This is a genomic window from Leucobacter luti (assembly GCF_019464495.1).
GTDB classification, from domain to species: Bacteria; Actinomycetota; Actinomycetes; order Actinomycetales; family Microbacteriaceae; genus Leucobacter; species Leucobacter luti_A.
Window position 1 is genome coordinate 688181 of sequence record NZ_CP080492.1, and the last position, 21800, is coordinate 709980.

General features: G+C 61.9%; 19 protein-coding genes and 1 pseudogene. 7 read left to right on the forward strand and 13 right to left on the reverse strand.

The features are described from left to right. Nucleotides 1-13: 13 nt before the first annotated feature. Nucleotides 14-715 carry a HEAT repeat domain-containing protein gene (locus K1X41_RS03140; RefSeq protein ID WP_243642909.1) on the reverse strand — a complete coding sequence of 234 codons (702 nt, stop codon included), beginning with the start codon at nt 713-715 and terminating at the stop codon, nt 14-16. Between the two features lie 117 nt (nt 716-832). On the opposite strand from K1X41_RS03140, the gene K1X41_RS03145 reads away from it, so the two are divergent. Continuing rightward, on the forward strand, nt 833-1237 hold the full coding sequence (locus K1X41_RS03145; RefSeq protein WP_132205112.1) for a hypothetical protein: 405 nt from the start codon (nt 833-835) through the stop codon (nt 1235-1237). A gap of 199 nt (nt 1238-1436) precedes the next feature. Beyond that, complete coding sequence (locus K1X41_RS03150; RefSeq protein WP_220175295.1) at nt 1437-2045, forward strand: VanZ family protein; 609 nt, start codon at nt 1437-1439, stop codon at nt 2043-2045. A gap of 74 nt (nt 2046-2119) precedes the next feature. On the opposite strand, the gene K1X41_RS03155 is transcribed toward K1X41_RS03150, so the two are convergent. After that, entirely contained in the window at nt 2120-3211 is a 1092-nt protein-coding gene (locus K1X41_RS03155) for a zinc-binding dehydrogenase (RefSeq protein WP_220175296.1), read from the reverse strand. Between the two features lie 16 nt (nt 3212-3227). Next, on the reverse strand, nt 3228-3875 hold the full coding sequence (locus K1X41_RS03160) for a TetR/AcrR family transcriptional regulator (protein ID WP_220175297.1): 648 nt from the start codon (nt 3873-3875) through the stop codon (nt 3228-3230). A 936-nt stretch (nt 3876-4811) separates the two neighbouring features. Between K1X41_RS03160 and K1X41_RS16065 the strand changes: the two are divergent. Together K1X41_RS16065 and K1X41_RS03165 are read left to right on the forward strand one after the other, a co-directional pair. Beyond that, a pseudogene (locus K1X41_RS16065) lies at nt 4812-4865 on the forward strand (SEC-C metal-binding domain-containing protein); the annotation flags it as partial. 435 nt (nt 4866-5300) lie between these two features. Beyond that, entirely contained in the window at nt 5301-6329 is a 1029-nt protein-coding gene (locus K1X41_RS03165) for a hypothetical protein (protein ID WP_258566621.1), read from the forward strand. A gap of 348 nt (nt 6330-6677) precedes the next feature. Here the strand turns inward: K1X41_RS03165 and K1X41_RS03170 are convergent, their stop codons facing one another. Beyond that, nucleotides 6678-7565 (reverse strand): AbiTii domain-containing protein, encoded by an 888-nt coding sequence (locus K1X41_RS03170; RefSeq protein ID WP_220175299.1) that lies wholly within the window; start codon nt 7563-7565, stop codon nt 6678-6680. A 278-nt stretch (nt 7566-7843) separates the two neighbouring features. Then, complete coding sequence (locus K1X41_RS03175; RefSeq protein WP_220175300.1) at nt 7844-10591, reverse strand: TrlF family AAA-like ATPase; 2748 nt, start codon at nt 10589-10591, stop codon at nt 7844-7846. A gap of 340 nt (nt 10592-10931) precedes the next feature. Between K1X41_RS03175 and K1X41_RS03180 the strand changes: the two genes are divergently transcribed. Beyond that, entirely contained in the window at nt 10932-12491 is a 1560-nt protein-coding gene (locus K1X41_RS03180) for a recombinase family protein (protein WP_220175301.1), read from the forward strand. 265 nt (nt 12492-12756) lie between these two features. After that, complete coding sequence (locus K1X41_RS03185; protein WP_220175302.1) at nt 12757-12933, forward strand: hypothetical protein; 177 nt, start codon at nt 12757-12759, stop codon at nt 12931-12933. Here the strand turns inward: K1X41_RS03185 and K1X41_RS03190 are convergent. The 7 genes from K1X41_RS03190 to K1X41_RS03220 all read right to left on the reverse strand — a co-directional run bounded on the left by K1X41_RS03190 (nt 12911) and on the right by K1X41_RS03220 (nt 18401). Continuing rightward, the gene (locus tag K1X41_RS03190) at nt 12911-13678 is read right to left on the reverse strand and encodes a hypothetical protein (protein ID WP_220175303.1); all 768 of its coding nucleotides are present in this window, start codon (nt 13676-13678) and stop codon (nt 12911-12913) included. The genes K1X41_RS03185 and K1X41_RS03190 overlap by 23 nt on opposite strands. After that, nucleotides 13660-14142, reverse strand: a complete 483-nt coding sequence (locus K1X41_RS03195; protein WP_220175304.1) for a hypothetical protein — start codon at nt 14140-14142, stop codon at nt 13660-13662. The genes K1X41_RS03190 and K1X41_RS03195 overlap by 19 nt, the downstream gene beginning before the upstream one ends. Continuing rightward, nucleotides 14097-14339: a hypothetical protein gene (locus tag K1X41_RS03200; protein WP_220175305.1), complete on the reverse strand. Its 243-nt coding sequence runs from the start codon at nt 14337-14339 to the stop codon at nt 14097-14099. The genes K1X41_RS03195 and K1X41_RS03200 overlap by 46 nt, the downstream gene beginning before the upstream one ends. Before the next feature lie 68 nt (nt 14340-14407). Continuing rightward, nucleotides 14408-15589 (reverse strand): tyrosine-type recombinase/integrase, encoded by a 1182-nt coding sequence (locus K1X41_RS03205; RefSeq protein WP_220175306.1) that lies wholly within the window; start codon nt 15587-15589, stop codon nt 14408-14410. Nucleotides 15590-15593: 4 nt separating this feature from the next. Next, on the reverse strand, nt 15594-15821 hold the full coding sequence (locus K1X41_RS03210; RefSeq protein WP_220175307.1) for a helix-turn-helix domain-containing protein: 228 nt from the start codon (nt 15819-15821) through the stop codon (nt 15594-15596). A gap of 220 nt (nt 15822-16041) precedes the next feature. Then, entirely contained in the window at nt 16042-16845 is an 804-nt protein-coding gene (locus K1X41_RS03215) for an SDR family NAD(P)-dependent oxidoreductase (RefSeq protein ID WP_133617885.1), read from the reverse strand. 50 nt (nt 16846-16895) lie between these two features. Continuing rightward, nucleotides 16896-18401 (reverse strand): aldehyde dehydrogenase family protein, encoded by a 1506-nt coding sequence (locus K1X41_RS03220; RefSeq protein ID WP_220175308.1) that lies wholly within the window; start codon nt 18399-18401, stop codon nt 16896-16898. A gap of 179 nt (nt 18402-18580) precedes the next feature. Here K1X41_RS03220 and K1X41_RS03225 point away from each other — a divergent pair, with 179 nt between their 5' ends. Beyond that, entirely contained in the window at nt 18581-19711 is a 1131-nt protein-coding gene (locus K1X41_RS03225) for a 3-isopropylmalate dehydrogenase (protein WP_133617887.1), read from the forward strand. Nucleotides 19712-20631: 920 nt separating this feature from the next. Here K1X41_RS03225 and K1X41_RS16070 read toward each other — a convergent pair. After that, nucleotides 20632-21786 carry a CDP-glycerol glycerophosphotransferase family protein gene (locus K1X41_RS16070; protein WP_396426509.1) on the reverse strand — a complete coding sequence of 385 codons (1155 nt, stop codon included), beginning with the start codon at nt 21784-21786 and terminating at the stop codon, nt 20632-20634. Nucleotides 21787-21800: the final 14 nt, after the last annotated feature.

The window sequence follows — 21800 nt, forward strand, 5'->3', positions numbered from 1 at the left end:
CCTCAGCACGCCACTAGTCGTTGAGGTAGAAGGTGCTTTCAGGATCTTCGGCGATCCGGAGCGTGGCGGCTGCATGCGCGCGCACGCTCGCATCCCCGCTTCGTGTGGCGGCTTCGAGGACGGGAGTGCCGGCCTCCCCAAGCGCGACAAAGGCGCGCGCCAGACTGCGCTGCACGTCAATATCTCCGCGGCCCAGCTCTCGCGCCAAATCCTGTGCGAGCGCTGCTGCTTCATCTGCTGGCACGAAGCCGACTGCGGTACGCCAGGCAGCGCGGGCCACTTCGTCGTCGGTGTCGTGGAGGTGCTCCGGAGTGATGTGTTCCCAAGCCACCGGATCGCCGATCTTTGAGAGCGTGTGCAGCGCTTGACTGCGGCCCTGCGCCGCGATCGAGCGCAGGGCGCTGAGCACCAGTGGGAGTGTCGCCTCCGGCGGGTGGCGCACGAGTGCCCACGTGAGCATCTCCCGCACCTGGAAATCAGGCTCGATCTCGCACCTGGCGACCAGCACCGGCACATCCGCCGGCTCAGGGTAGGTGCCTGCTTTGAGCGCGGCGTTCAAGCGCTCCTGCGGGTCGGGCTTGCCGAGCGCGATGGCGAGCGTCGTCGCCATCGCGGTCTCGTCGGGGCGCTCTGCCGAACCGTCCGGGCTCAGGCTGTGCGCCGTCGTGTGTGTGGCATCGCTCCCATTGCTCGTTCCACTGCTGTGCTCGGTCATGGTGGCTCTCCCCCGTCGTGCTCGTGTCCGCGGTCTCCTGGCAGCGTATCGCGCAGGGCTGAAGCTCGCACCAGCGTGTGCGCCGCGCCGACGAGGAGTTCCGCTAGTCTCGGCAGTATGCAATTGACGACGTCGATGGTCTATGGCGGGCCTGACGCGGTGGCGCGCTTTCCGTTGGAACTGAAGCATGCACTGCGAGATCGCTTCGCCGAGGTCCAGCTCATCGGCATCGACACGCTCGATGTGATGATCCGCGTCGGTGGCCTCATCACCCCAGCGGAGGGCGACGGCGGTGTGCATAATCTGCGGCGCCGCAGCAGTGACGGCCGCATCACAGCAAACATCGTGATTCCAGCTTCCGAACTGGAGCACGGCGGAATCGGTGTGGTCACTGGCTATCTGAACGAGCTCGCAGACCGGGTGGGTGCGAGGCTTCAGGCCGCTGGCACCCCTGGTAACGAGGCGACTGCACAGCTTCGGGCTGCAATTCAGCTCGCCATAGCGGACGCCGCCGCGAGCTGAGGGCCCGGGGCAAAGACCGGGCCGCGAGCCCGAACCCACGCACGAGCACGCCTCCTGCGTCGCCCACCACCCTCCGCAAGCCGCAAGCCGCAAGCCGCAAGCATTGTGCATTGTGCATTGTGCATTGTGCGCAGGCATATTGTCCGCGTATGAAAAAACGCACACGGTGCCACAACACCCTGCCGTGTTGACTATGGCAATGCGTCAGATTCACACGGACATCGGCTCCGACACCGACACCACACACGCCCCAGGCATGCCTGCCGCACTCCGGCTCGCGTTCAGTGTCTATGTAGCGCTACTGATCTGGACTATCGTGTGGAAGCTCGGGATGCCCGACTTCGGCGGACACGGGGTGCGCCGGATCAAGCTGATCCCATTCGTCTCGTCTGGCTACACCGGCGCCAGCGTCCCGTTGGAGGTCCTCGCCAACGCACTCCTGTTTGCGCCCTTCGGGGTGTTCCTCCGGCTCCTCGCGCCTGCCTGGCCGTGGTGGCGTGCGGCCACCGCGCTCGCCTGTGCCAGTCTGGGACTCGAATCGCTGCAGTTCATCCTCGATGTTGGCATTTCAGACACCACCGATGTGATCATGAACACCGCTGGAGGGCTCGTGGGGTTCGCAGTGTGCGCCGCGCTGGGACGCAGCAGTGGGAGCCGGAGCCTGCTGGTACGACTGTGCTCAGGCGGCACCCTCATCGCAAGCGTGGTGGCCGTCACCTGGTTCGTCTCCCCGCTGCAATTCGGACAGCCCGATGTGTGGGTGGAGCACCCGTCAACGCCTGGGTACTCGCACCACCAGAGTGGATAGCGGCAGTCCGTGCCGCGCCCGGCAGATCGCCTGGCTCTGCCCCGCGCACTAGGCAGAGCCAGACAGCTTCTGAACTATGCCAGATTCGTGACCACCACTCGGGCGATCTTCGGGTCTTTCAGCGACGCGTACCCTTCGTTGATCTCCCCGAGCGAGATCTCCTTCGACACCAGCGAATCGAGTTCGAACCGGCCCTCAAGGTACAGCTTGGCGTAGAGCGGGATATCCCGTTTCGCGGTCGTCGATCCCATGTAGACGCCCTCGATCCGGCGTTTGTTGCTCAGCATCTCAAGCGAGGACACTGCGACGGTGGTCGTCGGATCCAGCAGTCCGATCAGGTACAACCCACCGCCGGGTGCCACCATCTGCAATCCCTGCTCCGTCACCGGGCCGACACCGACGAAGTCGAACACCGCATCCGCGCCGACTCCCGTGATCGCCATGACTTCGGCGATCGGATCAGACGTCTGGGAGTTGATGACGTGCGTTGCCCCGAAATCCTGCGCCCGGGTGAGTTTATCGTCTGCAATGTCGATCGCGATGATCGTCGCGGCGCCTGCGGTCACGGCTCCGTTGATTGCGTTCAGTCCAACTCCGCCCAGGCCGATCACGACGACCGCGTCTGAGGGCTGGACATTCGCCGTATTGAGCACGGCGCCAGCACCGGTGACCACGCCACACCCCAGCAAGGCTGCCTGCGGCCATGGCATTTCCTCTGGTACGCCTGCGAGCTGATTCTCGTGCACGAGCACCTGCTGAGCGAAGCCGCCCAACCCCATCCCCTGCGCGACGGCCGCACCGTTCTCGCTGAGCCGCGGCGCCTCATCCGCTCCGCGCAGCGTTGCAGCGGGGTTCTCGCACAGCCCTGTGCGTCCCTCGATGCACTTGCCGCAGGCGCCACAGTACTGCACAAGGCAGCCAACGACGTGGTCCCCGAGCACGAACTGCGTCACGTCCGGACCGACTGCCGTTACCACGCCGGCAACTTCGTGCCCGAGCAACATCGGCGGTTGATAGCCGAGATCGTGGTTGGCAGCGAGTTCGTCCGAGTGGCACAGCCCCGAGGCCTTCACCTCGACGAGCACTTCGCGGCCGATGGGATCCGCAATCTCGATCTCGGCGAGCTCGAAGCCTGTGCCCAGTTCACGAACCAATGATGCTTTCATCGTGCACCTCTCATCTTCATTCTCCGTCGGGAGATCCGACGGCGGTCTCGGGATCGCGGTACAACCAGGTCGGCAGCATCGCGAAGAGCTGCTGCGCGAGCGCGTCGTCCGTGAGGTCTCCTGGCGCTTGCAGCCAATCGGTGAGCGTCCCGGTGACCGCGTGCGCAAGGTAGTTCGCCACGAACTGCGGATGGATGCCCGGCGGAGGCGTGAGTGTGGCCATGTGGTCGAGGAGAGCGGCGCGAACCGCGGTGGCGGTGCTGTGCGCGGCCGCTGCCCCACCTCCGAGCGCGAGCGCTGCGAGGTACAGCGCTCGATTCGCGCTGAAGTGAGCGACGAGCCGGTGGTGCGCCTGCAGCATCGCGTGAAGTGGGTTGGTGCCGCGCTCAATGGCTGCGGCCTCAGCGATCTCGTGGATCCGGGACTGCTGCAGATGGAGCGCGAAATCCGGGAGGTCGGCGAAATGCACATAAAACACTGACCGGCTCACCCCAGCCTCACGCGTGAGCGAGCTCACCGAGCAGGTGAGCCCGCCCGCGCTGAGCCTCTCAGCCGCGGCGTAGAGCTTTGCGTGGACTGCGGCGCTGCGCGGATCCGACGGAGGAAGGGCCGGATCAGCGCGGCGCTGCGCGGCTGGAGCGCTGTGCGGTGCGTCGTCGACCATGCGGCCAGACTACGCCCTTCATAGACAAGTGTCCATGAAATAAGTTCATCGGAGTGCGTAGCGCCCCGCAGGGAGTCAGCACAGCACACCCCGCGCCCGAACACGCGTCCCGCACCCTCGCAATCACCCCTCGATCCGATGGGCGACAGGCGTTCAGGCGTTCAGGCGTTCAGGCCGAGAAGCCGACAGTCCTGCGGAGCGATGAACCGGTGGCACTGTGAGTCGATGACGCCGCCAAGCGATGACACCGCGAAGCGGTCACACCGTGAGCCGATGCCTGTTTGAGCCGATGTCTGTATGAGCCGATGACGCTGTGAGCCGACACCTGCATGAGCCGATGAAGAGTTGTGACGTTCCCTCACCGAGGGCTGAGCTGGATCTCGGGAACGATCGAAAGCGCCCGGGGGGGGACGCAGTTTGGGTCGAGACCAGGAGGCCGCTTGGAGGATCCGGTTGATTTCCGGTCTCCGCCGATCGTCTCGAGAACTCACGGATTCCCTTGTGTTTACAGGGAACCGGGCGGTTCACTTAGTACGAGTGTAGTCGGTTGGTGGCGGTTCTTGGCGGGTGATTTAGGTGGGTTTCTGATGGGTCAGGCATTGGGCGCTCACGACAAGAACAATTAACGGGCGTGAGCGGGATCCGAATGACGTGAGGATCACTGAGCGTCCGCCTGCTTTCGCGGTTCTCCTGGAGGTCGTTCTACGGCATGCGCAGACGCAGTGATGTCCGCCACGCCGCCGATACCAACGGCTGGCGCATCGCGGGGTGCTTTGGGACTGAGCCAGCCACTCCACGGCAAGTGCAAGGCGGTGGTCAAGGCCAGAACGCGTTTTGCTTCGGGACGGCTCCCGAAAACGAGAGAGGTGTTACTTGTCCCCCTCGTGCGGCGCGACGACGCAGAGGACTAGTGCCTCAGCCGGATATCCTGAGTAGGTGAATCCGCTTGCTCCGTTCGACCGCCAGGACCCATGTTGGTGCGGGTCCGGAAAGACGTATCGTCTATGCCACAAGCGATTCGCAGCACCACGTCATCCACCAGGAGCGCCTGTCAGGCCTGACGACGATGAATTCATCAGTCTGAGTCCGGATGTTCAGCTAGCGCGGACTGCTATCCCTTCGATGATGCCTGCCGGCACCCCACTCACCCTGCCGCCGGACGGGCCTACCCAGCGACCTCTGGGAGCTACCGCGTTCGACCGAGCTGTGGCATCCTCCAGGCCCGACGATGACCCAGCGACGGCTCAGGAGTTAGGACGCACACGAGTTGCTCTATTGCGCGAACTCGCTGCCCTCCCCGAAAGCGATGAACCCCTGAAGGACAGATACATCGAAGCGATTGCGTCGTTTGCGGTGGACGCGTGGAAGACGTCAAGCTCGCTCCGTCAACTGATGCCGCACCGGACCATCCTTTGGAATGAGGAGTTGGCAGTCAACAAGCTCATCGGACGCACCATGCTTCTCGCTGACCATGTTCTCTACCCAGACAGTCTGCTCCGTGAGCTTCGATCCACGCCGACGGCGCGGAGGGTGAGAGCGCTCGCCAACGAAGAGATGGAGTTTCAGCACCTTCTGCGCGGCGGGCACGTGCTTCCAATGCCGGACAGCGTCGCCGAATTCATCGGCGGCAGATCGATCCACGACGCGACCGAACTTGCTCTCGCTAACGACTCCCTGGTGCGGTTTGTCCGGTCTCAGCTCGTGGTGGAAGGACCCAGCGCCCGTGAGGTCTTGTTCATCAACGCTGTGGATGACATCGAGCACAGCCCGGGTATGTGGTTCTACGGCCATACGGATCCTGAATCGATCACTGAGGCTGACAGATCCATTGGCTTTCGAATGCTCCAGCCTTATGACCCGAAACACGACTATTCAGCCTGGATCAAGAAGGAGTCAGACACCGCTCTAGCGAACTATCTGCAACGCACGGAGCGGCGGCTAGCAGTAGCCGACGTGCTCGGGTCCGAGTACATTGCCGCCTCTCCTTTCGAAGCGCGCATGCTCCAACGCAGAGATAGCAGTAGGCCCAGTCTTGCGAATACAGCGCTGTGGGCAGATGTACCTTCGCTGGCGAACCTCGGATCGAAGGACCTCGCGCGCATGCTGTCGGCTGAGGACGCAGTGGAAGACCTGCGAGTGCGAGTGCGCATCGCAATGGAGAGCGCCCCAGACTTCGGTTCTCAGATCTCCTCCATCCGTGCTGTAGCCTCCGACATAGAACAAGCTTCGCGAGTGTTGAACAAGCGCATGGGAACGTATCGCAGCTTTGCCCTCACCGCGCCGGTGATCGCTGGCGGCATGGGTCTAGTCGTGGGCTCAGCGGGTGGTGTGGCGGGTTTCGCGGGTGCGGCACTCGGACTGGTCGGGGCCATCAGCCCCGCCATTGGGGAACGATTGAACCAACGCCGCGAGGCAGCGTTCCTCTTCACGATGCCAAAGCGAAAGCGCAAGTAGGCGGGATTCCCACCGCTCGAGCAAGGTTTTACACTCGGATGCTTCAGTTGGGCGCCTGTCAAACCTACGTGTCACACCAGGACGCCGCATGCACCGCAATCGCGACAGACCACGACCCGACAGCGGCTTGAAACACCGAGTGAGCACACTATGGAGGAGAGCGCTGGGCTCTCGGAGAGAGTAGTTGCGAAGGGACGTTCCTGGCGAACTGGGGCTGCAAGGGGGTCTGTTACTTATGCTTCGTCATGCGAGCCACGGGTTCTCTTGACTCGCGGCTCGCGGAGTTTGAGGAATGGCACCATCAATCGGCGCGTCCAAGAGGAAGAATTCGTTGCGGTACGGATCTTGCTAGGAGACACCGAGGTACATCTTGGCTAGCTCGATAAGCGAACCCGCTATGACGTTGGACGGAACCGCTGCCCCGACTGCGACCGACCCCGCCCGAACTTTTTCCAAGAAGGCCTTACCTCGTGGCTTGTCTACGGACTTTTCTTCTTCAATGATTGCAGTGAACTCAGTAACTTCGGCATCGTTGAGCCCGAGGGCGCGAACCTGACGTCCGAGTTCTTCAAGGTTCCCCTTGATGATGCTCTTTTGTGCAATGTCAGAACCGGTAGCGATATTCGCGCCGTGCCCGTAAATATTGTTGGTGGTGTTGAAGACAACGGGCGCAACTGCCGTGTTCTTCGCAACAGACGGGCCGTCCATGCTGCCCGCATCAGGAAAGCTCTCTTGAAGCTCGAGAGCGAACTCCATTGCCTTTGAACGCACAGTGTCAATGACCCCAAGCAGCGACTGGCGCGTTACTACGTTCCATGCACCAAACAAGCCATGGAACTGTATAGCAAATGCCCCGGTTTCTTCGTATTGCCTGACCCTCCAAGCCGGCCACTGCACTTGGGCATCCTCGTCAGATTCAGCGAACGACTGAAGCGTAATGAGCGGCTGGCGCATATCGATCGTGAAGTCATCCTCGAACCCCGGATACGGCGGCAACTGCTTCTTGATCTGGCTCTGCATCGGGCCAGTAAAATGACCCATTACACTGGTAGCCATCTTCCTGTAGTCAGGAAGTTCGGCGTCGTCGGGGTAGCCTTGAAGCTCTTGCTTTACCCAGGCAACCACCCCTGGAGCACCAATCCGTGTTGCAGCGACCTGTACTTTCCTTAGCAAATCGGGTGTCTTCATGCTCTCATCGCTACTGCCGTCGATGATCTGATCCAGAAGAGTCGCCATGGGCGTAGCTTATCGACTGACATCTTGCCCTGCTCGTGACTGCTCTCTACAGCAAATGGCCGTTCATCGGCACCAGGCTCGCCACCGCCGAGGCATCAGCAATTCCGGGAACGCCTCCTTCGGCAGAATTGACGCCAGTCAACTGTCAGCTACGAAGTGGGTATGAAACCGAGTGCTCACGATCACCACGACCTAGCTGGCGCACACCTCTATGAGACGCGACGGTCACATGCCACCAGCCGTCTACGCGAATAGAACTCGGCCGTCCGAAGAAGCGTCTAGTTGGGGTCACCGACCAAGCGCAAGAACCTGGTTCGAATCGCTTCTTCCCCGCCCTCGAGGATCTCGCGAACGTTCTCCTTAACGACAGCCTGCTGCAAAGTGCCAGAAGCTTCGATTGCAGGCAACGTGTCTTTATGCTCCAGAACCAAAATGTTCTCTGCACCAGAGGTAACAACCACGTTGGCGTTGTGCGTAGACACAATCAGCTGCCGACCCTGCTTGATCTTTTTGAGCGTCTCTACTGCGAGGTACCTGATCAGTTTGTTCTCAAGATCGTCTTCGGGCTGATCCAGCAGCAGTGGCTCGTTTCCCATCTGAAGAATGACAGCGAGAAGTGCTGCTGTCTTTTGGCCCGGCGAACCTCGGTCAACGGCAATGAAATCGGCTTTCCCGTTTGCCTGATACATGACTCGAATAAGATCCTCCGGGAACCACAGCATGATGTCCGTAACCAGATCGAAGGTATCGACCGAGGCGAGCCTGGTGTAGAACCGAGCATTGATCTTCACCTCGGCCGCCAGTTCGGACTGTTGGCCAAGTTCAACGAACGCAACCAACTTTTCTTTGAAGGTCGGTACATCTTTCGAGAACCGCGGATCCTGCGGGACCTTGTTACTGATCAAAGACGGGAGACCATCTTGAGCGAAGGCGCTCTCAAACGAATCTGGCGTCTGGAGCAAGGTTCGTAGCTCATCACCGACCTCGACAACACTTGCCTGTTCGAAGACCTGCAACTTCGTGCGTGTGCCTTGGGTTGTGTTGAGCCGATCTGCACAGCCTTTTCTGCGCTCAAAGAGTTCATTCCGCTTGGTCTGAACTTCTTGGCGAATCCCGGCGATAACTTTCTCCTGCGCATCTCGCCTGGCCTCGGCGTTCTCAAACTGTTCCAGCTCCGCCCTCAATTCAGTTTCGCGCTGGCGATCCTGGCTCGTTTGTTCTACAGACGTTGTTGAAGCTCCACCTTGTTCGTTTACCCACGCACTGAGGCGGGATAGCTCTGCACGCCAGCCCTCTTCAACGTCGGCTGCCGCCCAAGCTTGTCGAGCAGCACCAATGATCCCAGCGGCTTGCTCGAGGAGCGCAGCTGCCTTGCCAAATGAGCTCACGTAAGCCAGATACTCAGGACTGGAGTCACCGCCGGTTGGCAAAGCTCGAAGAGCTGCTGCCTGATCCGTCACAGTGCTTTCTACGGAACTAATCGCAGTTTTCGACGACGCAATGGACTGAATCTTCGCCTCGAGCTGAGATAGCTCTGCGTACTCCGCGCTAGCGCGGATCGTGTCTAGATGACGAAGTCGCGCCTGAACCTCTTGGAGCTCCCCGTTCAGGCGATCCGCTTTCTCCGACTCCGCAAGTAGCTGCCGGAGGTTATTGCGTTCGTTCTTAAATTTGAGACGAAGTTCCTCGTACTGCTCCTCCCACTCAGCCTTGCGTATCTCAGGCATGTCGTCGAGCATTTGGAGGAAGCTCTGTGGTTTAGACGCCAGCTCATAAATCTGCTTTTGGCTGAACACTCGCACCGGAGCACGATCGACTACTCGCCCTGATTGGCGTGTCCATGCCGAACCGTCCCACAGTTCAATCGTCGAGCTTGCGGGCGAGGCACCGGCCCACACAATCCTCAGCAGTTGACCACCGCGCCAGTAGGTAACCTCAATCTCAGTCTGGTCGTTCCACCAACGTTCGCCCGAGTCAGCTATCGGCGAGAATCGCACTAGATCTGCCGCAAGAGCCGCTGGGAGCTCCTCTGCGCGGCCATGAGCGAGACGAAGCAACTCAACGAGCGTGGACTTCCCCACTCCGCGACCACCAATCAGGCAGTTCATCCAGGGGCCGAGAGCATACTCACGAACTACGTCCTTATGCCTCACGGTGATGGCCTTGATGTGATCGTGTTTGACTTCGTTTAAGTCAGGATCACCGCGTCGCGCCCGACGAATCGACTCAGACGGCTCGGCAAGCGCTAGTCGAATACCTTCAAGCGTCAGAGCTTCCGCCTTCACCATCGTGAGGTGAGTGCCGGGTGCTTTTGCGACAGCAGGGTCGGGAGCACCCTCGGTGGTGAGGTGATGGGCATCAGATCCCAGAATAGGTACCCAACCGAGCTTGGTTGCTTCGTCTACTTTGGCGTCGTCTGCAACCTCAGCTGCGATGATATGAGGGGATTCACTAAGGGCTTTCAGCTCGCGGCTATCCAGCAGCAGTACCCCGCGGGCTTGGTCGATGTGCGCAGGAATAAACAGTCCACCCTTGTTATGGACTACTTCAGCCGCCGCGTTAGCCGTCAAGTTTGCGACGTGGTCACTTCGTCCTCGTGTCCCGGTGAACTTGCAGAGCGCCAGCGTCTCGAGCACAATCTCTGCTTCGCTCTCGTGATCGAAAATTGCTAGAGCGTGATAACCACCACTAAGAGTCAGCTCAACTCCTGGGAAGATGACAAATGATGGCAGGTCTGGGTCTGCTGCTCTAAGTGATTCGAGAGCTTGACGTGCAGCGTCTATTCCTTCATGCGAGTTGTGATCAGCTACGACGATGCCATCGACACCAGCATCAATGTAGGAACGGACCCACTCCTCGAAGGAAGGCGCCGGTTCGGTGCTCTCATCGCCTTCCAAGCCTCCGTAATCGAACGACTTGGGAGAGTGGGCGTGAATGTCAAGACTCCACCATTTCGCACCGACGATTGCACCAGCTAGTGCTTGCTCTCTGTGGCCCGCACCTGACGGATTCTCCAAATCACCCATGCCTCATTGTGGCATGAGGCTGGGTCATGGTGCCAGGTAGGCACCGCTGTCTCACATTCCCACTTAGCAGCCGCCTTTCGTACACAACCACTAGGTTCAGAACGTCAAATGAGTTGCTTTTGACCAGGCAGAACTTACCTATTCGCGAGTGCACATTGGATATCCCGCAGGATATTTCTCACATGAGACAGCCAGTGCTCTCAAGAATCACGTCAGACGGTGTCCGCTACACGGGGTGCAATAGTGATCTTGGGAGCCTCAGCGAGAAACAGCACACCAACTCCGGCCTTCGATATTCCCATACACCCCAGGTCGATATGCAACCGTCAACGTTGAGTAAATGACTCAACTTCTCAAACCTTCCCATGTTCCAAACTCGATCTATGCTGCGTTCTCGTCACTGTCTGCTGTCTCGTATATTCGCGTATCCACTCTGCGTCAAGCGGAAAGAGGGAGCGAACGAGATGGTTTCTCCATCCCTGCACAGCGCGAGGCAAACCTACGACAGGCTCATGGATTGGGATCACTCATCGCGGCAGAGTTCGTCGATCGTGGGCACTCCGGGCGAAGCTGCGACAGGCCTGCACTCAAACGAATGCTCTCGTACTTGCGAGAGCATTCGATCGACTACGTGATCGTGCACAAGCTTGATCGACTTGCACGGTCCCGAGCCGACGACATCGCTATCACCCAAGCAATTCGTGACACTGGCGCACAACTGGTATCCAGCTCCGAAAGCATCGATGCCTCTCCGAACGGCACCTTACTCCACGGGATCATGGCGTCGATTGCTGAGTTCTACTCTCGCAATCTCGCTCAGGAAGTCATGAAGGGCATGCGTCAGAAAGTTATCCAGGGCGGGACACCGAGTCGCGCACCAATTGGATATCTCAACGTCCGACAACAGACCGACGAGGGTCGAGAATTCCGCACTGTCGTGATCGATCCGGAGCGAGCACCGCATGTCGCGTGGGCGTTCGAATCCTATGCAGCTGGCGGTTGGAGCGTTACTCAACTCTTAGTTGAACTAGAGAAGCGAGGGCTGAGAACGCGACCCACCCCAGCACGACCAGCTGCTGTTCCCACGGTCACGAGCTTTCACCGGGTTCTGACCAATCCGTATTACAAGGGCATCGTCACGATGAACGGAGCTCAGCACGCGGGATCACACGAACCACTCATCTCGGCGGCAACTTGGGATACAGTGCAGCGGCTTCTCAAGGCTCGACGCAGCGGCGAGCGCAGTCGCATTCACACTCATTACCTCAAGAGCACGGTCTACTGCTTCAGTTGTCATCGACGTCTCATTGTTCACAAAGCCCGCTCGAAGAGCGGTCGCATCTATGACTACTTCGTCTGTTCCGGGAGACAAGCAGGAACGTCCAAATGCGGACAGAGGGCGCTGCCGATCACAGGCGTTGAACGCCGGATCGAAGATGCGTACGCATCGATCGAGATCACAGCCGTTCGCCGACAACGGATCGAACGGTCGAATCGGAAACGCATTTCGCGCGACGCCAGCGGCAGGGAGGAACGAGTGGCCGAACTCATCACTCAATCCGAAACGATTAATTCACGCCAAGAGAAGTTACTCGATCTCTACTACTCGAACGGCATCCCCCGCGAAATGCTCGTAAGAGAGCAGAAGAAACTTTCACAGGAGCTAGCGCGGGTCAACGAAGAACGAGCCCGGCTCGAAGAGGATACGACTTCTACTGTGCGACGCGTAACGGAGGTCCTGGATCTCCTCGACGGCGCGCACACGCGCTACCTCGCTGCTACACCTGATGCACGGAAGCAGATGAACAACGCATTGCTCAGCCAGATCCTCATCGGCCCGGACGATGAGGATCTGTGCGTCAAACTGCGGGGCAAGGTCACCGAGATCCTGGCTGAATAAAGCCGCGCGGCTGGTGTTCCTATACCGGATTTGAGTGGACCTAAGGGGACTCGAACCCACGACCTCTTCCATGCCATCAGGGTGTTCGTATAGGCGCGTCCAGGTGCACCTAACGAGAATCGAACCTCCGACATCTGCTTTAGGCAACGGCCTTAGCTCAAGCCAGTATCACCACCGCTTGGTGCCTCCTCTCCACCTTGTTGACGAATGGAGCGAAGCGCCATCTATGGCAGAGATTACGCCCTACTTGAAAGGATCCATCGCTATGAATATTTTCCACGACCGCGGCATCGTTTCGACCGTCGCGATCCCGCGAAACCCGACGCTTGAAGACGCACAAGCGTACCTGGAATTTCTTGCTCAGGAACATCCAGAACTCTATGAAGCTATTCAGTCCGTAGAGCGGGCCTATCGAGAGCTCAGTTCCGGCCTAAATCAGTGAATCCGAGCACCTGGCGAATCGGGCGAAGATTGAACATTCCGCGTTCCCTGTCCGCAGGGTCGACGTTCACCCAAGAGACGTGCGCCGAATCCAGAAGCTCGTCCGTCACCGCACGGATGCGTTTGCGATCGTTCTTGCTCATTGACTCGTAGTCCAGGTCAGAGGCATCGAGCACACGCGCGAGGAGGACAGCGGAGTCGTCGAGATGCCGCCTACGGTCTCGTCGATCGACCAGCCAGGCCGCGCCCTTCGCAACGAGGGCACCGAGTTCATCCGGCACCCCGACACGAGCATCCGCTCCAGAAACGAACTGCAGCAGGTTGGAGTCGCGTCGCCGGATTGCCTGCTCGCCCGACGGTGCGGCGAACGCCAATCGGCGATTCATGCGCGGTTCCATTCGCGAAGGCAGGTGGTCGGCGACCATGAGATCGAGCTTGCGACCGTCCTCGTGCCGAAACCGGTAAGCATGCTTCTCGTCATTGCCGAGTTCGAAGCCGATCTGCAGGAGCGCCGTGCGGGCCTGAGCCAGACTCGAACGGTTGGCCATGTAGTCGACGAGCACATCCACGTCATCGGTCGGGCGGCGCATGACGACACCAGCGCGCCGGGCATGAGCTGCGACCATCAGACCGCCGACGAGCGTCCATTCCTCGGAGACGCCATTCTCGGCGAGCTCGATGACGGTGCGCCAGGCCGGGATGAGATCATCATCCGCCATATCTACCGTCAGTGTGCGGCCAGCCATCGCAGCCTCATTTCCTCGAGCGCCCGAAGCCCAGCACTTCGCTCGCGAGTGTCCGTACTCATCACGAGATCGGCTGCGACAACCCCTGCGGGCATGGTCTCGCCCGCGTAGTCGATCGGCAGCGTGTTTTCGAAGATCACATCGTGCCCAACCGCAGCGGGGATCATGAAGTGGCTCTTCGAGTAGTCGTCAATGATGCCCGAGCGCACATAGCCAGCAACCTGGCGCGAGTCCTGGATCAGGTCGGTATCGAGCACGCTCACCGCCGTGCGACCCGTGCGGATGAGCCCGGCCGAGGCGCGCTCCGCGTTCGCCGCAGTGAAGCGATGCGCCCTCGTTCGTTTCGACGCCGCTGCGGCGAGTGCTTCGGCGCCCGAGTTGCGGATGCGGCGTCGCACGCGGGCCCGAGTGCTCGCGCTCAGCCAGTCTGGATCGAGGCCGGAGAGTTCCCAGAGCAGCCCCATGCGGTCGCCGCGTCGAGCGTGCGGCCAGAGCCCCGGCTGGTCGACACCTCGTATCGAGCGACGGCGTCACTATCGGCGAGCCACATCCCGTTCGCGAGCTGACGAGCGGTGATCTCCTCCGAGCGCAGCAGATCACGCGCTCGACGTGTCGTGACGCCGAGGCGTTCGGCCAGTTGGGTTGCGGTCAGATCCACCATTGTCAGAAAACTTCCTACTTGGGAAGTGTTGTGACATGAATCTACAGACAATCCAAGAGTCGAAGAGCTCACGATGCCTTCTTGAAGACGCGGTCGAGCATCTCAGCGGTCACCGGGTTCACCATCTCATTGCGGCGAATGTAGTGCTGAATGGTGGTCTTCGGGTCGGTATGCCCCAGCAGCTCAGCGGCGAGGTCGACACCGGCCTGCTCATTGATCGCGGTCGCGACTGTACGCCGGAACATATGCGGAGTGACGCCGCTGATCTCGGCGAGGTCGAGCACATGGCGCAGCTGCCTACGCACATTGTTCGTCGTCAGCGGCGTCCCCTCTCGATTGCAGAACAGCAGAGCGTCGAGCAAGGTACCCTCTAGCCGTGTCAACCTGCGCCGCACAGCTTCTGCGGTGAACGATGGGATCGCGACCGTGCGCCGGGACTTCGCCGTCTTCGGGTGATCCTGCCGCTGCACGGGCTCACCTCGATGAGTGACGATGGTGCCGTTGATGCGGATCGACGGCACGGGGCTCGTCACGTCGATGTCGCGCCGCCGGATCGCGAGCACCTCGCCGATGCGCGCGGATGTGCCGAGCATCACCTCGACGATCGCGCCGAGCTGCCCATCCGGCTTCGGCCCCGACGGCGAGCGCCCGGCCTCCCAATACGCGATCGCCGCACGGATCGCGTTCACCTCAGCAGGCGTCAACGCATTTGGCGTCGAGGCTGGCCGACGTAGGCGCGAGACATGATCCATCGGATTACGCGGCAGCACCTCGTGCCGCACCGCCAGCCCGAGCGCGAGCCGCAGCACCACGCGGGCCTGCTTGGCACGGTTGTAGCTCAGCTTCGCGAGCTGCTTCAAGAAGTGATCGCAGCGGGCGACGCCGATCTCGCGCAGGGTGAGATGCTCGAACGCAGGGAGCACGAGCGTGCGCATGTTGCGTTCGTAGAGCTGCAGGGTGGTCTTCGAGAGTCGATCCTCGAGCTCGAGATCCTCCAACCAGTACGCGACCAGATCAGGGAACGGACTGTCGGGCGTGAGCGCGGAACCACCTGGCTGAAACAGACTGCGCTCGGCGAGCTTGGCCTTCAGCGCGAGTTCCGCAGCGCGCTGGGTGTCTCCCGTCGCCTGCACGAGCCGATTCTTACCGTCCCAGTCGCGATAGCGAGCGCGCGCGACGACGCGGCCGTTCGCGCTCGTGAGGAACCCGATGTCGCCGAAGGTGCCGATCGTCAGTCGCTGCCGACTCATCGCGTCACCTCCCATCCGAAGGAGGCGCGTCGCGTTGCTGCTCGATCCAGACGCGCACGTCGGAGACGGCGAACTTCAGGTGCTTGCCGAAGCGGTACGCGCGCGGCCCGAGCCCGCGGGTGCGCCAGTCGTAGACCGTCGAGACGGGTACGCCCAGAGAGGCGGCGAGCTCGCCGACATCGAGCAGGGGCTCCAGCCCCCACGGGTTCTCTGCGGTGCGTTCGGTATCCATGCCGAACAGGTGCGTCGCAGAGGACCGAGCACGACCGCCACCAACGCGCGGCTGCCGGAGCGGAGCGGCTGGGAAGGGCCGCTGAGAGGTCAAAAAGATGGCAATGTGATGACCGGATCAAATCTCACAACCTAAAAAATCGCGGAAACCCTTGAGTTTCCGCGACTTTTTGGTCGGGCTGACAGGATTTGAACCTGCGACCCCTTGTCGGCGGATTTGCCTAGGATGCCGGCGGGGTGAAGCGCCCGTCGATGGCAGTCCAGCCTCCATCAACGGTGAGCGTGGTGCCCGTCACAAATGACGCGGCGTCAGAAGCAAGGAATACAACCGCGCCAGCGAGCTCGTCGGGGCGCGACCAGCGGCCCAGCGCGCTCTTCTGTGCATATGCGTCGTACCACTCGGCGTTCGCCTTGATCTGGGCGGTGAGCGGGGTCTCCACGACCCCGGGAGCGACCACATTGACGCGCACGCCCTGGGCGCCGTACTCGGCGGCTGCGGTCTTGGCGAGCTGCACGAGTCCAGCCTTGCTCGCGGCGTACACGCCCTGGCCTGGTTCAACAACCTGGGCACGGATCGAGGCGAAGCCAATGATCGATCCCCCCCCGTTGTCCGCAAAGCGGCGACCGAAGTGGCGGATCAGCTGGAATGACGCACGCAGGTTCAAATTCACCACACGGTCGAACTCATCCATCGTGTAGTCGTCCATGCGCTTGCGCACATTCGTTGCCGCCGTGAACACGAGCGCGGACGCCGTCCCGAAGCGTTCGGCGGCGGCTTCCACCTCAGCGTCGTCGAGCACGTTCAGCCGGTACGCCTCGGCTGACAGCCCATGCTCCTGGATGAGTGCGGTGGTAGCTTCGGCTGCTTCCAGCGCCCAGTCTGCGACGACGACATGCGCGCCCTGCGCCGCAAGCGCCTGCGCGGCCTCACGGCCGATCCCCGATCCTGCGCCGATCACTACCACTGTGCGGTGATCGAGGCGGAACAGCTGGGTGTAGTCGGGGGAAACAGTGGGCTGCGTCATGTCTGCGGTGTCCTTCGAATGAGCGTGCGTGGGAAGAATGAGGGGCGCGGTTAGTTACGTGCTGTGGGGCGGATCATCGCCATGCGGGTGACCGTGAAGTCTTCGATCGCGTAGCGGGGACCCTCGCGGCCAATACCGGAATCCTTGACGCCGCCATAGGGCATGATGTCGGAGCGAAAACCAGGGATTTCGTTGACGACGACGCCGCCAACTTCGAGTTGCTCGACCGCGGCAAACGCGCTCTCCAGCGATGCCGTGTAGATCGCGGCCTGCAGGCCGTAGCGCGAAGCGTTGACGAGATCGATTGCCTCAGAAATCGAATCAACGCTCGTGAGACAGACCACGGGTCCGAAGATTTCCTCGGCCCACACGTCGGCATCGGCAGGGACGTTGCTGAGCACCGTCGGGCGGACGAGGGCCGGGTTGGCGTCGGCATCGCTGCGACCGCTGGAGCCAGCAGCTGAGCCGTCCTCACCGACCAGCACGGTCGCACCCGCTGCGACCGCCGCCGCGATGGTGCCACGGATCCGATCCCCCGATGCCGCGTTAATCACCGGGGCAACGGTGGTCTCAGCGGCACGAGGATCCCCCACCACAACCTCACCCATGCGGGCAAGCAGGCGCGCTGTAAACGCCTCGGCGATCGGACGCTCGAGCACCACGCGCTGCACCGAAATGCAAGCCTGTCCGTTCGCGTAGAAGCCGCCGCGAAGCACGGCATCGACGGCAGCGTCGAGATTCGCATCGGCCGCGACAATGAACCCGGTGTTGGACCCCAGCTCCAGCAACACCTTGCGAGGCGCTGCCTGCTGCGCAATCAGGTGGCCAATCTTCGCCGATCCCGTAAAGGAGACCACCTTCGCGCGCGGATCCCTGATCAGCTGTTCCCCGATCTCCGGGGCACCGTTGACGAGCTGCACTGCGGCGCCGGTCACGCTGTGCGCTGCGAGGACTTCGCGCACGATCGCTACCAGTTCGAGCGTCGCGAGTGGGGTGTTCGGCGCTGGCTTAATGATGACTGGACAACCGGCAGCAATGGCGGGAGCAAGCTTGTGAGTGGCGAGGAGCAGGGGGTAGTTAAAGCCGGCGATGCCGATCACGACCCCGGCTGGCTTGCGTGTGTAGTAGCCGATCATGCCGCGCCCGAGTTCCTGAAGATCGAGCGGAACGGTCTCACCGTGAATGTGCGAGACTTCCTCGGCCGTCGCCTGCAGCGTCACGATCGTACGGTTGACCTCAGTCTGGCAGTCAACTCGTGGCTTGCCGGTCTCAAGAATGAGGAGTTCAACGAAGCGCTCAGCATCGGCGCGCAGACGATCGTGCACGTCGAGCAAGATGGACTTGCGCTGCGCAGTGGTGAGTGCGGCGACCTCAGTGCGAGCAGCCTCAGCGGCGTCGAGTGCGGCTCGTGAATCAGCGACCGTGCTGACCGGTGCCTGTGCGACGGCAGTGCCATCGAAAGGAAACACGACGTCTTGCGCCCCGGGCACCTCGCGCCATGCGGTGCCGATCGGGAGCTGCCCGGCCGGTGCGATCAGGGAAAGCGTGTCGCTCATCGTGGTGTCCTTGCGTGCGGGCTGACGCCGCGGCGAGGGTTCGCGTGCCGCGGTGCAACGAAATGACCTGGTGCTGCGGCCACCCAACGAGTGGCCTTACCAGTTAATATAGTTCAACATCGCCCGTTCGCCAACGCAACGCCGCTCGGCCGGGCGCACTCGCCGGAAGGATTCACACCATGACGAACCGCTACTCCCTCGCCGTACTGCCGGGTGACGGCATTGGGCCCGAGGTGGTCGACTGCGCACTCCAGGTGCTCGACGCAGCCGAAGCACGCTACGGCTTCGCCACGGACCGCACCGAAATCGCTGCCGGCGCACAGCACTACCTCGCTACCGGAGAGCTCTTTGCCGAAGTGGAAGACGCACTCCGCAGCCACGAAGCGATCCTGTTCGGCTCCATGGGTGATCCGGCAGTCACTCCAGGGATCCTCGAGCGCGGCTTCATTCTTGAGATGCGGCAGCGCTTCCAGCAGGCGGCAAATGTGCGTCCCGTGCGGCTGTACCCTGGCGTGCCGACGCCCATCGCCGGCCTCACACCCGATCGCTGCGAGATGGTGATCGTGCGCGAGAACACCGAGGGGGCCTATGTCGGCCGCGGATCCACCGTTCACGCCGGCACCCCGAACACGGTTGCGATGCAAGAATCGCTCAACACCCGAGCCGGGATCGAGCGAGTCGTCGATTTCGCCTTCCGCCTCGCGCTCGGACGGCGAAAGAAACTGACGCTGTGCCACAAAACAAACATCCTCGTCGCGGCCGGCCAGCTCTGGCAGGAGGTCGTCACCGACCTTGCAGCACGCTACCCGGAGGTCGAGACCGACTACGTGCACGTCGACGCGATGTGCTTCCACCTGCCGCTCACGCCCGAGCGCTTCGATGTGGTCGTAACTGACAACCTGTTCGGCGACATCATCACGGATCTTGGCGCAGTGATTCAGGGCGGCCTCGGCGTTGCGACGAGCGCGAATCTCAACCTCGACGGCACCGCGCCGAGCATGTTCGAGGCGATCCACGGATCCGCCCCCGACATCGCTGGGAAGGGCTGGGCGAACCCCTCAGGAGCGATCCTGTCACTCGCCCTCCTGCTCGGCCATCTCGGAGAAGGCGACGCCGCGCGCGCAGTCGAGGCAGCGACGGTGCAGGTGCTCGGCGAACTGCCTGCGCTTGCCGGAGCTGAAATGGGCATGAGCACGAGCGAAGTGGGCGCCCGGATCGCAGCATCGGTGCGCGACGGAGTGCCAGAGTCAGCGTTCGTGCCAGACTCGCTCCTCGGCCAGCTCGCGACGCTCGCTCCGTCGCGCGGGTAGTACAGGTCCCGGCGCTCGCTCCGGCTTTCAGGTCCTCCAGGTCACGGCACTCGCTCCAACTCTCAGGTCGTCCAGGTCCCGGCGCTCGCTCCGACTCTCAGGTCGTTTGCCTGGTCTCATGTTCGGACACACCCCGGAGCTCTGAGTGGCTGCACCGAGCTGAGCTCACGCTGGGGCCGAGCTCGCGCAGGGGGCTCGGTCTCGCTCGGGGTGTGAGCCCACGCAGGAGATTCGAGCCCGCATCGCGACCCGAACTCGCGCAGGAGATTCGAGCTCACGCAGGAGGCGTTGAGGGCTCCTGCGGTGCACGAACTCGAATCTCCTGCGTGAGCTCGACGACTCGCCTGTACGGCCGGGCCTCAGTCCTTCCGTGCGCACTCCGCCCGGCGCTGGAGTGCACCGGGATGCGCTGCCGCTGCCGCTGCCACTGCCCTTGCCACTGCCGCTACCGCGATCGCTGCCGCTGCCGCAGAACCATCCGCACACGCTCTGCCGGGCCGCACTCCCTCACCCCTATGCGGCTCAGCTGACCACGGGAGACTGGCCCAGCAGCCCAAGAGACTTGGCCCAGCACCCCGACGAGCCAAGACTGCACGGCCCTTCCCGAAAGTGCAGCACTGGGTCGGACTCGAACTCACGCAGGAATTCCTAGCTCACGCAGGAAACATCTAGCTTGTCTGTCCTGCCCTATCTCGAATCTCCTGCGTGAGTTCGACAGCCACCGCCTGCGCTGCACGCAGCTCGCCTGCGGAGCTCAGCGCGCCAGAATCCTAGGACCACAGCGCCCCAGCGGCCGAGCACTGCGGGAGCACAGGACCCCAGCGGCCCAGGGCTCACCGTCTGAAAACTCACCTTCCAAGAATCTCAGCGCCTGAGCAAATCAACGCCTGGGAAGCTCAGCGCCTGAGGGAATCAGCGCTTCAGGAGCTCAGAGCTCCGCGCTCAACGAGGGCTGCGACCACGCGTTCGGCAGCGTGTCCATCATCGTGCGGGGTAAAACGCTCCCGCCAAGCCTCAGCGGCAGGTGCCGAGGCGACTGCCCACGCAGCATTGGCGCCGTGCTCGGCCCAGTCGTGCGCAAGCGTGACGAGCTCAGCGCGCGTGGTCAGCAGTGGGCCCGGGGCTTCACGTTCAAAATCGAAGGTGAAACCACGCTCGCGATCGCGGTACGCGGGAAGATCTGGAACGAAGAACAGCATCGGCACCTGCGCAACAGCGGCATCAAACATAATCGACGAGTAATCGGTCACGAGCAGATCTGCCGCGAGAATCACGTCGTTCACGTCATCGTGCGTTGAGGCATCGATGACGCGCGCCGAGGCGGAGCCGTACGTTCCGAAACTGTGGGTTCTCGTGTGCCCGCGCGCGACGACCACCCAGTCTTCACCGAGCTCCTCCGCGAGACGCTGCACGTTGAGCTCGTCGATGACTGTCACGCCGCCGTCACGCCACGTCGGCGCATAGACGAGGACATGAGCCTCGGCGGGAATCCCCAGCACAGACCGCGCGGTGCGCACCGCAATCGGGTGCCGCCCCTCGGCGACCACGGCGCGGGCCAGTCGATCGGTGCGCGGGTATCCCGTTTCCAGGATCTCTCCGCGATACGCGTAGCTACTGCGGAACTGCTCAGTGGCGTGCGGATTCTGGGATAGCAGCAGACTCCATCTGCGGCTCTCGCGGCGGATCGCAATTCTCGTGCGAATTCCTACTCCTGGGCGTCCAAGTGCGAGGTGCTTGAGCATCGTGCCATGCCACGTTTGCAGCACAACCTGACCGCGACGCCGACGAAAACCGTAGCGCAGCCAGTCGTTCACGACGAGCAGCCGGGCGGACCGACGGGCCGCGTGCCACTCAGGGCCGCCAACGAGCACCGGAACAGCGCCCTCTGGCACGCGTTGGCGCTCGCTCGTGACACTCCAATAGCGCGGCAGCTCAGGGTGCTGTTGCGCGATTTCTCGGTCAAGTGCGAGTGGATTGCAGCTCACCTGCCTGCCGTAGAAACTCTCGAAAAAGACACCATTCTGTGCAACAAGTTCACTGGCCGGGAGTGCAAGCCGCCGAGCTGCGGTGAGCACTCGGTGTGCGGCAC